This is a genomic window from Pseudomonas sp. S36, assembly GCF_016647875.1.
Lineage (GTDB): Bacteria > Pseudomonadota > Gammaproteobacteria > Pseudomonadales > Pseudomonadaceae > Aquipseudomonas > Aquipseudomonas parafulva.
Genome location: NZ_JACVVG010000019.1, coordinates 59,642 through 73,117 on the forward strand (window position 1 = coordinate 59,642; position 13,476 = coordinate 73,117).

Annotated in this window: 12 protein-coding genes; 4 read left to right on the top strand and 8 right to left on the bottom strand. The window is 63.0% G+C overall.

All coding sequences use genetic code 11. The features are described from left to right. Positions 1–37 precede the first annotated feature (37 nt). On the bottom strand, positions 38–1,165 hold the full coding sequence (gene coxB / locus IAE36_RS12960; protein WP_201212778.1) for a cytochrome c oxidase subunit II: 1,128 nt from the start codon (positions 1,163–1,165) through the stop codon (positions 38–40). A gap of 359 nt (positions 1,166–1,524) precedes the next feature. On the opposite strand from coxB, the gene IAE36_RS12965 reads away from it, so the two are divergent. Beyond that, complete coding sequence (locus tag IAE36_RS12965; protein ID WP_060482600.1) at positions 1,525–2,166, top strand: hypothetical protein; 642 nt, start codon at positions 1,525–1,527, stop codon at positions 2,164–2,166. Positions 2,167–2,226: 60 nt separating this feature from the next. On the opposite strand, the gene IAE36_RS12970 is transcribed toward IAE36_RS12965, so the two are convergent. The 6 genes from IAE36_RS12970 to prlC form a co-directional block, all read right to left on the bottom strand. Further along, positions 2,227–3,759 (bottom strand): SulP family inorganic anion transporter, encoded by a 1,533-nt coding sequence (locus IAE36_RS12970; protein ID WP_201212780.1) that lies wholly within the window; start codon positions 3,757–3,759, stop codon positions 2,227–2,229. A gap of 193 nt (positions 3,760–3,952) precedes the next feature. Beyond that, positions 3,953–4,672 carry a carbonic anhydrase gene (locus IAE36_RS12975; RefSeq protein WP_028633145.1) on the bottom strand — a complete coding sequence of 240 codons (720 nt, stop codon included), beginning with the start codon at positions 4,670–4,672 and terminating at the stop codon, positions 3,953–3,955. A gap of 276 nt (positions 4,673–4,948) precedes the next feature. Then, positions 4,949–6,007 carry a PA0069 family radical SAM protein gene (locus IAE36_RS12980; protein ID WP_028633146.1) on the bottom strand — a complete coding sequence of 353 codons (1,059 nt, stop codon included), beginning with the start codon at positions 6,005–6,007 and terminating at the stop codon, positions 4,949–4,951. A gap of 65 nt (positions 6,008–6,072) precedes the next feature. Beyond that, positions 6,073–8,076 (bottom strand): M3 family metallopeptidase, encoded by a 2,004-nt coding sequence (locus IAE36_RS12985; protein WP_201212782.1) that lies wholly within the window; start codon positions 8,074–8,076, stop codon positions 6,073–6,075. Between the two features lie 106 nt (positions 8,077–8,182). Beyond that, a complete protein-coding gene (locus IAE36_RS12990) occupies positions 8,183–8,464 on the bottom strand; it encodes a YheV family putative zinc ribbon protein (RefSeq protein WP_028633148.1) in 282 nt (93 codons plus the stop codon). Further along, positions 8,461–10,512 (bottom strand): oligopeptidase A, encoded by a 2,052-nt coding sequence (prlC, locus tag IAE36_RS12995; protein ID WP_328822863.1) that lies wholly within the window; start codon positions 10,510–10,512, stop codon positions 8,461–8,463. The genes IAE36_RS12990 and prlC overlap by 4 nt, the downstream gene beginning before the upstream one ends. A gap of 102 nt (positions 10,513–10,614) precedes the next feature. Between prlC and IAE36_RS13000 the strand changes: the two genes are divergently transcribed. Then, positions 10,615–11,163 (top strand): gamma carbonic anhydrase family protein, encoded by a 549-nt coding sequence (locus IAE36_RS13000; protein WP_028633150.1) that lies wholly within the window; start codon positions 10,615–10,617, stop codon positions 11,161–11,163. A gap of 57 nt (positions 11,164–11,220) precedes the next feature. Next, a complete protein-coding gene (locus tag IAE36_RS13005; RefSeq protein ID WP_201212786.1) occupies positions 11,221–11,871 on the top strand; it encodes an HAD family hydrolase in 651 nt (216 codons plus the stop codon). On the opposite strand, the gene IAE36_RS13010 is transcribed toward IAE36_RS13005, so the two are convergent. After that, entirely contained in the window at positions 11,850–12,941 is a 1,092-nt protein-coding gene (locus IAE36_RS13010; RefSeq protein WP_201212805.1) for an aminopeptidase, read from the bottom strand. The two genes, IAE36_RS13005 and IAE36_RS13010, sit on opposite strands and share 22 nt — an antisense overlap. 76 nt (positions 12,942–13,017) lie before the next feature. On the opposite strand from IAE36_RS13010, the gene IAE36_RS13015 reads away from it, so the two are divergent. Next, positions 13,018–13,431, top strand: a complete 414-nt coding sequence (locus tag IAE36_RS13015) for a PA0061/PA0062 family lipoprotein (protein ID WP_201212788.1) — start codon at positions 13,018–13,020, stop codon at positions 13,429–13,431. The last annotated feature ends 45 nt before the right edge of the window (positions 13,432–13,476 follow it).

Consider the following 13,476-nt stretch of genomic DNA (forward strand, 5'->3'; position numbering starts at 1 on the left):
TCTCCTGCAACCTGTGGGTCACCAAGGCCCCGGCGGTTCATTGCGCTTGGGCCTGCTTGATGGCCAGCACATCCTGCGGCGTGACCATGTCGCCCTTGTTGTTGCCCCAGGCGTTGCGCTCGTAGGTGACCACCGCCGCAATGTCCACTTCGGAGAGCTGCTTGCCAAACGCCGCCATGGCAGTGCCCGGCTTGCCGTTGAAAACGATATTGAGGTGGCCTTCCTTGGGCCCGGTGGCAATTTTGGAGCCCTTCAGCGCCGGGAACATCGGCGGCAAGCCCTGGCCCTCGGCCTGGTGACAGGCCACGCAGGTGGTGTGGTAGACCTTGTCGCCGCGCGCCGCCAGCTCTTCGAGCGTCCACTGCTTGCTGGTCAGTTCCTTGAGCTTGGCCGCGTCGGCCTTGCGCTCACTCAGCCAGGTGTCGTAATCGGCCTGGGACTTCACCTCCACTACCACCGGCATGAAGCCGTGGTCCTTGCCGCACAGTTCGGTGCACTGGCCACGGTAGATGCCGGGCTTGTCGATGCGGGTCCAGGCCTCGTTGACGAACCCGGGTATGGCGTCGCGCTTGACGGCAAAGGCGGGCACCCACCAGGAGTGGATGACATCGGCAGCCGTCACCAGAAAGCGCACCTTGGCACCCACCGGCAGCACCAGGGGCTGGTCCACTTCGAGCAGGTAATGTTCGTCCTTGGGGGCGTTGTTGTGAATCTGCTCGGCAGGGGTGGCCAAGTTGCTGAAGAACTCCACGTCCTGGCCCAGGTACTTGTAGTGCCACTTCCACTGGTAGCCGGTTACCTGGATATCGATGTCCGAGTCACTGGCGTCGTAGATATGCAGCAGGGTGCGCGTGGCCGGGATGGCCATCGCCACCAGAATCAGGAAGGGGATGACCGTCCACAGGATCTCGACCCGGGTGTGCTCATGGAACTGTGCCGGCTGCTGGCCGGTGGAGCGGCGGTGCAGCACCATGGACCAGAACATCGCGCCGAACACCACCAGGCCGATGATCACGCAGATCCAGAAGATGGTCATGTGCAGGCTGAAGACGGCGTTGGACACTTCCGTCGCCCCAGGGTGCATGTTCACGGTCCAGGCCCCATTGGCCCGCCCCAGAACCGACCACAACAGCAGAGCCATCCACGCAGATGGATGTCGCATCATTGCGGGTTCCCCTACTTGTTCTTGTTTTTCCGGAGGCAGGGCCTGCGGCAAGAGGGAACGGCGGTCAAGACTGCCTGGCTTCGACGACCGAGCCCCTGCTGAAAGCAGTCGGGCCTCATCAACGAATCACGTTCTACGGGAGTATAGACAGCAGCCGATGGGCCGCAACGAAGGCCGGCCCGCCGAGGGGCGCTTAGCCCGTATCACGTGTGCTTGAAGGCCTGAAGCCCGGTGGCTGGCCCTGTATATGCTGAGCAAAACACAGATTGGATCCCTTTATAACAAATGAATCTTAAGTATTTTGAATATCCAGCTAAGTTAGTGTCTTCCGTTTGAAACGTTTTGTCCCTGGAGTTGTCATGAACATCGCTGCTGTACGCGAGCAGGTGAGCCAAGCCCATCAACATGAAGGCCAGACCGGCCAGCTGAAACAGCGCCTGGCGCTGCAACTGCCGCACCTGCATCCCTCAATCCAGCTGCCTGAGCAGGACGCCCAAGGTACTTTGGCGCGCTTCGTCGGTGCCTACATCGACCAGGTGCCGGAGCTGCTGGAAGCCGCCCACGAAGTCGCCCGCGAGGCCGGCATCGAATCGCAGATCAAACCCGTATTGAAAATTGCAGAAGCCTATTTCCTGCAGCCACCCAGCGTGATGCAGGGGCATGTGGGCCTGGATTGCCTGCTGGACGAAGCCTACCTGGCGCACCGCCTGGTGGAAGAGGTCAATGACCTGTACATCCGCCACTTCCAGCAGCCGCTGATCCCGGTAGACACCACCGTGGCCAACCTGATCGCCCACCAACTGATCGGCGAGGCCTTCGCCAACCAGCTGGACGAAGTGGTGCACCACTCGGTAGACGAGATGCTGGATGACGAAAGCTTTGCCGCAGAGTCGGTTGAAAGCTATCGCGACAAACTCAGCAGCCCGGAAACCGGCGCCGCCTGGAAGCGCTGGCCGTGCCTGTCGCGCCAACTGGGCGTGGAACTGGGCCAGCCGGCCTGAGCCATCGCCCCCCTGCTGGCTGGCCCTTCGCGGTGTTACCCGCCGAGGGCCAGCCCACGGCTAAGCCCCAACCCCTGCGGTAGTGCGCAAGCGCCCCTCCACCCGCCGCTTCAGGCGCCTGTGCTCGATGCGCAGCCGTGAGCCATTGGCTGCATTGCTGCGGCTCCAGTCTTCGAGCAGTTCCAGGCATGAGTGGTCGATGTAGCTGAGGTTGCCCAGGGGCACATGCAATGTTGTGCCTGCCGGTACGCTGTCCAGCACCTTGGTCAACGCCGGCACCTTCAGGAAGGTGGCCGCGCCGCTGAGCCGCAGCTCCATATGACCGGCCTTGGGCAGGCTCACCAGGTTGATCTTCAGCCGCGCGGCCTTGAAGGCCAGCTTCAGCAAGGTCAGGGCAAAGCCCAGCAGCACGCCGGTGAGCAGGTCGGTGAAGATGATCGCCAGCGCGGTTGCCGCGTAGGTGAACATCGGCATGCGGCCATAACGCCCCAGGCCGCGGAACGCCTTGAAGTCCACCAGCTTGACCCCGGTGAACACCAGTACCCCAGCCAGGCTGGCGACGGGGATCTGTTGCAGCACACTGCTCAGCACCACCACGAAGGCCAACAGCCAGATGCCGTGCAGAATCGCCGAGGCCCGCGTTTGGGCACCGGCCTGCACATTCGCCGAGCTGCGCACGATCACCCCAGTCATTGGCAGCGCCCCCAGCACACCACACAGCATATTGCCGATGCCTTGGGCGGACAGCTCGCGGTCGAAGTCCGAACGCTGGCCGCTGTGCATGCGGTCCACGGCCGCAGCCGAAAGCAGCGTCTCGGCGCTGGCGATAAAGGCCAGGGCAAAAGCGGCCACCAGCAGGGCAGGGTCGGCCAGCTTCATCAGGTCATCGGGGCGTATCCAGTCGATCGCTTCCGACAGGTCGGCGGGCACCTGCACACGGTTGACCGGCAGCGCCAGCCACATGCTGATGGCAGTCATCGCCGCCACCCCCAGCAACGCCCCGGGGATGAACCGCAAGCGCTGTGGCCGAAACCGCTCCCAGCCCCACATGATGAGGATGGTGCCCAGGCCCAGGGCACCGGCCTGCCAACCCATGCCGGCGCTTTCCAGCGGCAGGGCAGCGGCCACCGTTGCCGGAAACTCCAGCAGGTTCTGCAGGCCCGAAGGCTGTGGCGCGGTGTCGAACATCACATGCACCTGCGACAGCACGATCAGCACGCCGATGCCCGCCAGCATGCCGTACACCACAGCAGGCGCCGTAACCCGGAACCAGCAACCCAGGCGTAGCCGCCCGGCCAGCAATTGCAACACCCCCGCCAGCAGCAGGATCGGCCCGAGCATGGCCATGCCATGCTGGCGCACCAGTTCGAACACCAGAACCGCCAAGCCTGCCGCTGGCCCGCTCACCTGCAGCGGCGAGCCGGCCAGAAACCCAACGACGATGCCACCGATGATGCCGGTGATCAGCCCCTTGGCTGGTGGCATGCCCGAGGCGATCGCGATACCCATGCACAGCGGCAACGCCACCAGGAAGACCACCACCGAGGCCAGCAACTCACGCGGCAGGGCCGCTTTCAGCTGTGTAATGTTCACCGTATTTCTCCTTTCTCGATCACATGGCCATTCCGCTGGCCATGGGCACGTTTGGGCCCCGACATGCGCGCAGGCGCGGGCTGCCAGCAGACAATGCCGGCACGCCAGTCAGGGAATTCAAGGCAGCCGAGGGCCGCGCCGCACGCCCGCAGGGTGCAGCCGGCTATTCAAGGCTAAGGGGTGTCAGGGTCGCTTAGTAGCGGCCTCTCGGAGTAGCGCAGGGGACGGGTTCGCCGGCCGCCAGGGGCATGAAGCTGTCGCTGGCCGCGTCATAGGCTTCGATCTTGCTGGTTTCGATGTCGTAGACCCAGCCGTGGATATACAGCTGGCCTGCGGCAAGGCGCGATGCCACCGAGGGGTGCGTGCGCAGGTGATGCAGTTGGGCGATGACGTTTTCCCGGGTCAGCACCTGCATGCTTTCGTGCTCACTGCCACACGAGCAGTTGTTCTCGACAACCGTGCGGGCCACCTCGGCATGGCGCAGCCAGGCGCCAACGGTCGGCATCTTGGTCAGCGACTGGGGGTTGAGCACGGCGCGCATGGCGCCACAGTCGGAGTGGCCACAGATGATGATGTGGTGCACTTTCAACGCCATCACGGCGTATTCGATGGCGCTGGATACGCCGCCGTTCATCTGCCCATAGGGCGGCACCACGTTACCGACGTTGCGGGTCACGAACAGGTCGCCGGGCGAGCTCTGGGTGATCAGCTCGGGGACGATGCGCGAGTCGGCACAGGTAATGAACATGGCGCGCGGTGTTTGCGCCGTGGCGAGCTTTTTGAACAGCTCTTGCTGCTCGGGGAAGACATCATGGTGAAAGCGCAGGAAGCCGTCGACGATGTGCTTGAGGGCAGCATCGGCGCTTTCCGCGGGGACCTGCGGTACGGCCTTGGATGGGTCCTTTACAGGCATGATTCATCCTCTTGACGGTGAGTAGGTAAACCCAGTTTACCGGTGAAAGATTCTGGCTATGCAGGGATTTAGATGACAGGCATTTGCCATAAATCACAGTCGGTGTGGACTGATTTCCTACGCTAGCGGGGAAAACTTAACTGAAACTTAATTCGGAGGCTCTAGAACGGCTGTTCCAGATGAAAAGGCGGGAGGTGGATAATATCAAAAAAACATCAGCTGCCAAGTGTCATTAGTGTAATTCCGTGCAAGCATTAGCCAGGCTGCGACTAGCCGTCAGAACAGTGCCATTTGAGCGCCCGGCACCGAAAAGGCAGTGCAGTCCAACGCCAGGCCTTCGCGCCCGTCGAAACCCAAGCGCCCCATGGCCCTGGCGAAACGCTGGGCCAGCAAGTCGGCAAAAACCCCCTCACCTCGCATCCGCGTGCCAAAGCGGCTGTCATACAGTTCACCCCCTCGGCTTTGCCGAATCAGGCTTAGTACATGGCTGGCACGCTGCGGGTAGTGGTCCTGCAACCACTGCTCGAACAACGGTGCCACCTCCAGTGGCAGGCGCAGCATCATGTAGGCAGCACTTTGTGCACCGGCCTGCCTGGCAGCCTCCAGCAGGTGCTCCAGTTCGCTGTCGTTGATCATCGGGATGATCGGCGAGCACAGCACCCCCACGGGGATACCTGCCTCGCGCAGCACCCGTATCGCCCGCAACCGTGCATTCGGGGAGGCGGCCCTTGGCTCGAGTACCCGCTTGAGGTCAGCGTCCAGCGTGGTGAGGCTGATCATCACCCGCACCAACCGCAGGCTGGCCATTTCTGCCAGCAGGTCGAGGTCTCGCAGAATCAAAGCACCCTTGGTGACGATGGTGACCGGGTGGCGAAAGCGCAGCAGCACCTCCAGCAGCCGCCGGGTGAGCATCTGCTCCCGTTCGATGGGCTGGTAAGGGTCAGTGTTGGACCCCAGGTTGATGGGTGCGCAGACATACCCTGGCTTGCTCAACTGCTGCGCCAGCACCTCGGCGGCGTTGGTCTTGGCAATCAGCTTGGTTTCGAAGTCCAGCCCGGGGGAGAGGTCCCAATAGGCATGCGAGGGCCGGGCGTAGCAGTAGATACAGCCGTGCTCACAGCCCCGGTAGGGGTTGATGGAGCGATCGAAAGGCAGGTCGGGGGAGGTATTGCGGCTGATCACCGTTTTGGCGATTTCTACCCTTACCTCCGTGCCTTGGGTTGGCGGCACTTCCTGGTGCCAGCCATCATCCTCCATCACCGACTGGTGGGAAGCGAAGCGGTTATGCGGGTTGCACGCGGTGCCCCGACCCTTTTGCGCTGATGGAGGAATCATGACAATAACCCTTACTGTATTTATATACAGTAATCGGATAAGTCGGCGGTGACCACCCCCTCTCGTCACTCCACGCCATGCCACCGAAGATACGGCTGCACACTTGGCTTGCGCCCCAGAAACACCTGCAACCCCTCATGCAAGGGGCGTGAGGCGCCGGGGGCGATCACTGCCTGGTGAAGTGCCTGGCCGGTGGCGCGATCAAGCAGGCCCACCTGCTCGAAGCGAGCGAAGATGTCCATCGCACAGGCGTCAGCCCAGAGGTAGGCGTAATAACCCGCATCATAGCCAGTGACCAGGTAATCGAACGCGTGAGCCGGGTGTTCAAACGCGGCAAGTGGCCAGTAGCTACATTGCTCGCGGGCGTGCCCAAGCCGCTGGCGCACGGTTGTGCCGTCATTCGGGTTGGCATGCAGATCAAGGTCGAACAATGCCAGGCTCAGGTCGCGTGCTGTTTCGCCGATGACTTCACGCTGGTAGCGCTCGATGCAGCGCTGCATCTGCCCGTGGCTGATGCGGCGGTCATCAAGGTGATGCGCCGAAATACCCACCAGGTAATCCACGTTCCAGACCCAGCGCTCGAACAGCTTACCCAGCAGTTCGGTGCCGTCGGTGCCCAGCTCGCTGACACTGGACAGCACCTGGTTGCCCGTGCGCACTAGCAGGTGGTGCAGGGCATGGCCAAACTCATGGAACACTTTGCGCAAGGCGCGGTGGTCCAGCAGGGGCTCGTCACCCTCGGGGGCCGGTGGGATGTCGCTGTACATCATCACCACGGCTTGCTGGTAGATACCCTCTGCATCCACGCGGCGGTTATGCACATAGGTGGTGTACACGGTGTCGGGTTGCTTGCCAGGGTGCTGAACGGCGTCGAGGTAGAACAGGCCGAGCTGCGCATGGTCCTGCCAGGCCTCGAACGTGAGCACGCTCGGATGCCAGGCAGGTAGGCGCACGGCGCGCAGTTCCAGGCCGAACAACTGCTGCGCCAATTGGAGCAAAGCCCGGACCACCGCGCTGAGCGGGAAGAACTCGCGCACGGCGTCATTGGACAGCACCCGGGCAGCGTTTCGGGCCTGCGCCTGCAGAAAATCCCTGTCCCAGGGCTGGGCTTGTTCAAGCCCCGTTGCCTGGGCCGCAGCCTCAAGCCCGGCACGCCAGCGCAACACGGCAGGTGCGATGCCGCCCGCCAACGCCTGTAGAAACTGGCGCACCTGTTGCTCCGAGCCTGCGCTCTTGCGCTGCAGGCTCAGCGCCATGTGGCTGCTGAAGCCGAGCAGTTGCGCCCGCTCATGACGCAAGGCTGCCAGACGCTGCAAAACGCTGGCGTTGTCTTTTTCAGGGTCGGTGTGCACACCGCGCTCATGGTAAGCGCGGTAGGCACGCTCGCGAACAGTCCGGTCGAGGGCTTCTTCCAGCACCTTGTCGGTGGCCCAGGCTTCACATGGGATCAACCAGCCTACGCTACCGTTTTGCTGGGCTTGCAGCGCCAGCTCGGCCAGGCCCCGTTCGGCAATGCCACGCAGTTGGTCGACGCTGTCGATCAGCAGCCCCGGCCTTGCCATGTTGCCCAGGAACGCTTCCTCCAGCGCCATAATCTGCTCTTGCAATTGTTGCAGCCGTTGCTTGTGCGGCGCCGACAGGGAAGCCCCGCTGATACGAAACTTTTCAAGGTGCCAGCGCAACGTAGCCCGTTGCTGAGCATCGAGGTTGCGCCCCACGTTGCTGGCAGCCAACCGGTCGTAAAGCGCGAACAGCCGGCCATTGCCATACCGGGTATTCAGGGCTGCATTCATGTTGAGGTAGAACTGCACAATAGCGTCGGCCCATGCCGCATCCTTGCCTATCAACGGCGAGGCTGCGTAGAACACGCCCAGTAGCTGTGCATCCAGGCCGTCGACCGCCAGGACCAGATCGTCCCAGGTGGGCAGGGCCTGCTGGTGTTCGATGACCCGCTCAACGCCCTGGCCATAGGTATGCAGCACATGGTCGAACGCGGCCTGCATGTTTTCGAGGGTGATAGCGTGATAGTCGACAGCGGAACCGCTGCCTTGCAGAAGGGGGTTGCTCATAGGCTCTGACTCGCTCGTTTTCAGGAACGTGCCAGCGTGCAGCGGGGCAAGCGGGGAAGGGCGCGATTAACTACTACCCGGGCGTTGCGCCCGGGCAGTACGGCGATCATTCAGCAGGCTTTTTCAGCTTGGGGTTGGGGAAGAACTGCACGGTCTGGACCTTCGCCGGCGCGGCCTTGGGCGCCTGGTGGTTCACCCGAGTGCCCAGTTCCCTGGGCACCGACAGGCCCTGCTCGTTGAGGGTGTCGGTAAAGCCACAGGCCACGCACTCACGGTGAGGTACGCCGTCTTCGTTCCACATCATCAGCTTGTCCGGCTCGCTGCAGGCCGGGCATACCGCCCCGGCAATGAAGCGCTTCTTGGTCTTGTTCACGGCATCCTCACTCATGCGGCCGCTTCTTCACTGAGGCCGCTGTGGCGCAGCAGTGCATCGATGGACGGCTCACGGCCACGGAAGTCGACGAACAGCACCATTGGCGCACGCGAGCCGCCCCGGGCCAGGATCGCCTCGCGGAACGCACGGCCGGTTTCGGCATTGAACACGCCTTCTTCCTCAAACCGCGAGAACGCATCGGCCGACAGCACTTCAGCCCATTTGTAGCTGTAATAGCCCGCCGCATAGCCGCCGGCAAATATGTGGGCAAAGCTGTTGGGGAAGCGGTTGTACGCAGGCGGGCGCATCACCGTGACTTCGTCGCGCACTCCTTCGAGCACCTGCAGCACCGTGCGGCCGTCGCCATGGCTGGCGTGCAGCTCAAAGTCGAACAGCGAGAACTCCAGCTGGCGCACCATCATCATGCCCGACTGGAAGTTCTTGGCCGCCAGCATCTTGGCCAGCAGGTCCTGGGGCAGGGCTTCGCCGGTTTCGTAATGGCCGGAGATCAACGCCAGGCCCTCAGGCTCCCAGCACCAGTTTTCCATGAACTGGCTGGGCAGCTCCACGGCATCCCAGGCCACACCGTTGATACCCGACACACCGGCATGCTCGATGCGGGTCAGCAGGTGGTGCAGGCCATGGCCGAATTCATGGAACAACGTGGTGACTTCGTCATGGGTAAGCAACGCCGGCTTGCCAGGCGCCGCTGGGGTGAAGTTGCACACCAGGTTGGCCACCGGGCTCTGCAACTGGCCACCTGCGGTGCGGCGGCGGTCGCGGGCACCGTCCATCCAGGCGCCCCCGCGCTTGTTGGCGCGGGCATACAGGTCGAAGAAGAAGCGGCCCACGTGCTGGCCGTTTTCCTTGATCTCGAAGAGGCGAACATCCGGGTGCCAGGCATCGAAGCCCTTGAGCTCGGCGATTTCAATGCCGTACAGGCGCTGCACGATGCTGAACAGGCCACCCAGCACCTTGTCGATGGGGAAGTAGGCGCGCAGGGCTTCCTGGGACACGCTGTAGCGCTGCTCGCGCAGTTTCTCGCCAAAGTAACCGGCGTCCCAACTGGCCAGCTCGGGGCAACCCTGCTCGGCCGCGTAGGCCTTGAGCTGGGCGAGGTCCTGGGCGGCGAATGGCTTGGAGCGCTTGGCCAGGTCACGCAGGAAGCTCAGCACCTGGTCGCTGGACTCGGCCATTTTGGTGGCCAGGCTCAGCTCTGCGTAGTTCTTGTAGCCCAGCAGCTCGGCCAGCTCCTGGCGCAGGTCAAGAATTTGCTGCATCACCGGGCCATTGTCGAACTGGCCGGCGTTCGGGCCCTGGTCCGAGGCACGGGTGCAATAGGCGGCATACAGTTCTTCGCGCAGGGCACGGTCGCTGGCGTAGGTCATCACCGCGTAGTAGCTGGGGAACTCCAGGGTGATCAGCCAGCCATCGAGCCCCTTGGCCTGTGCAGCAGCAGCCATCTGCGCCTTGGCAGAGTCGGTCAGCCCGGCCAGGGCCGCTTCGTCGGTAACATGCTTGCTCCACGCCTGGGTGGCATCGAGCAGCTGGTTGGAGAAGCGGCTGCCCAGCTCGCTGAGCTTGCTTTGCACTTGGGCGTAACGCTGCTGCTGGTCTGCAGGCAGGTCGATACCCGACAGGCGGAAGTCACGCAGCGCATGCTCGAGGATGGTTTTTTGCGCCACGTCGAAGCCGCTGGCCTCAGGGCTTGCAGCCAACGCCTGGTAGGCGTCGAACAGGGCACGGTTCTGCCCCAGCTCGGTGGAATAGGCGCTCAGCGCCGGCAGGCACGCCTCATAGGCCTCGCGCAGCTCCGGGCTGTTGCACACCGCATTCAGGTGGCTGACCGGGCTCCAGGCCGCACCCAGGCGGTCGTTGAGTTCGTCCATGGCCAGTACCAGGCCGGCCCAGGTGGGGTTGCTACCCTGGGTTTCCAGGATCTGGGCAATAGCTGTACGGTTGTCGGCCAGGATCGCTTCGATCGCCGGCAACACGTGTTCGGCACGGATTTGCGAGAAGGGCGGCAGATCGTGGGATTGCAGAAGCGGGTTGTTCGCAGTCACGGTTTGGATACCTTGGCAGAAGAAACACTGCCCCATCTTAATTACAATCGACGCCGACCGCAGCAGGCAGCCAGCCTATCGGCACAGATGAGGGAGGCTATCATGGCCATTCGAAGTTTCCGGCAACATACGCCAAGGCTCGCCGCCAGGGCCTTCGTGGACCGCTCGGCGGTGGTGCTGGGGGACGTGGAGATCGGTGAGGACAGCTCGGTGTGGCCCATGACGGTGGTCAGGGGCGACATGCACCGCATCCGCATCGGCGCGCGCACCAGCGTGCAGGACGCCAGCGTGCTGCACATCACCCACGCCGGCCCGTTCAACCCGGATGGCTTCCCGCTGATCATCGGCGACGAAGTCACCATCGGCCACAAGGTCATGTTGCATGGCTGCACCCTGGGCAATCGCATTCTGGTGGGCATGGGCAGCACCATCATGGACGGTGCCATCGTCGAGGACGAAGTCATCATCGGTGCCGGTAGCCTGGTGCCACCGGGCAAGCGGCTGGTCAGCGGCTATCTGTACATGGGCAGCCCGGTGAAGCAGGCACGGCTGCTGAACGATCAGGAGCGCGCGTTCTTTTCCTACAGCGCGGGCAACTATGTGAAGCTCAAGGACCAGCACCTGGCCGAAGGCTACGACCAACCAGAATGACCGCCTCGCAGGTTTACCCGCGAAAAAGCCATACAGCACACAAGCGGAACGGTATACATGCACCAACAAAACATCCTGTTCGACCTCGACGGCACCCTCACCGACCCGCGCCTGGGCATCACCCGCTCCATCCAGTACGCGCTGGCCAAGCTGGGCATCGATGAACCCGACCTGGTGCGCCTGGAGCACTTCATCGGCCCGCCGCTGCTGCAGGCATTCATGCAATTCTATGAATTCGACGAGGCCAAGGCCTGGGAGGCGGTCAACTTTTACCGGGAACGCTTCCGCGTGACCGGGCTATACGAAAACCAGGTGTTCGAGGGCGTGCCCGAGTTGCTCGAGGCCTTGAATGCGCAGGGGCGAACCCTGTTCATCGCCACCTCCAAACCCTGGGAGTTCGCCCGCGAAATTGCCCGGCACTTTGCGTTCGACCGCCATTTCAAAGTGATCTACGGCAGCGAGCTGGACGGCACCCGCACCAACAAGGTCGAGCTGATTCGTCATCTGTTGGACGAAGAAGGCCTGGACCCGGCACAAACGCTGATGATCGGCGACCGCAAGCATGACCTGATCGGGGCACGCAGCAACGGGGTGCAGGCCGTGGCGGTGGGGTATGGCTTTGGTAGCCAGCAGGAGCTGATGGCTGAGTCGCCATCCTTCCACTTCGCCACGCTGGCCGAGATGCATCAGGCGTTCGCCAAGGCCTGAGCGGCGGGCATTAGCTGCTGTAGTGCGGCTGTTCTGGCCGCTGCAGGCAGGCGTGCCAGGTGCTCGACTTCCAGGTAAAAACGGGCCCAGTCGCCGTTCACCTTCTGGAACAACGCGGTGAACGCGGGCACCCACTGGTCATACAGCCCAAACGGCAGGAGCTTGGCGTTGTTCAGCGGGGCGTATACCCAGGCGTCGTAGCGGGCGTCGCCTGACCACTGGCTGTCACGCAGTTGCCGGTATTCGCGCCTCAGGCGCTGGAATTCGGCCTGTTTAGCCAAGCGCTTGTGCACATCGTCCAGCGGGCCACTGTAAATGGCCTGCAGGCGCTCGCGGCTGGCCAGCACCAGGCGGATGAACTGCTCACGCTGCTGCCCCTGCTGTTCGCCATCGGCTGCCAGCCCCCTTGCCAGCCGCCATTGGCGCGCGCCTTGCTGCTCGACGAAGGTCGCAAACGACTCGTTGAACGCCGTGTCATCCTGCACGTAGACACGCTGGTGGGCCAGCTCGTGGAAAATCAGCGTGGCCAGCCGCTCATCGCTCCAGCCCACCATGGAGGACAGGATCGGGTCGTCGAACCAGCCCAGTGTCGAATAAGCCTCGACGCCGCCGACATACACATCCAGGCCCTGCTCGCGCATCAACGCCGCCGCCCCGCGGGCGGCGCCCTGGCGATAGTAGCCCCGATAGGCCACGCAGCCCGCGATTGGAAAACAGTGGGTAACGGGTTGCAGGGAGAGCTCGGGGGTGGCGAACACATTCCATAACACGAACGGGCGGCCCAGGTTGGCGTACACCCGGTAACTGCGGTTGTCGGGCAAGTGCAGCTGCTGGCTGGCGAAGTCCCGCGCTTGCTGCGCGTGCAGCAGGCGGGCGCGCAATGCGGAAGGTGTGGCGGGGTCAGCCACCACCTGTGCCACCGGCTGGCGCGCACGCAACAGCGCCCACTGCCCCTCGGCCAGTTGGCCGTAATAGCGGGCACTGGTGCAGCCGTTCAGCAGTGCAGCTGCCAGCAGCGGAACCAACAGGGTGAAAACGCGGTCGAGTGGCCCAGGGCCTGAGCGCTGCAAATGTGAACGTTCAACCATCCTGATTCACTCACGGCCTGTTTGCCTGAAGACTATCTCGCCAAAGGGGAAATTCGCCATGCGTGCACTATGGGTTGCTGGGTCACTGCTGATGGTTTCGGCCTGCTCCACCTTGCCGGACCCTGACCCGAACCAGGCCTGGATCGACCTTGAACCCCGCAAAGATACTTCCCTGGATGCGCTCCAGGTAGATGAGCGCGACTGGGCCGACAGCCGCTATTTCGAAGTGCAGCCTGGTAACCATGAGCTGACGGTGCGCTATCAGTTCCCGGTCACGCCCAGCAATATCGGGCCTGTGAAGGAGCCGCTGTGGCGGGATTGCCAGGTCAAGCTGGCATTCAACGACTTCAATGCCGGCCAGCGTTACCAGTTGCAGGCGGGCAGCATTGGCTTCAGGCCGTGGATCAAACTGTATGACCACCAGCAAAAACTGGTTGGCCAAGGGCTGCCAGCGGGTTGCCAACGTACCTGAAGCGCGCAACGGCGCTATGCTTACAGCCTGTACATTGCAAATGAG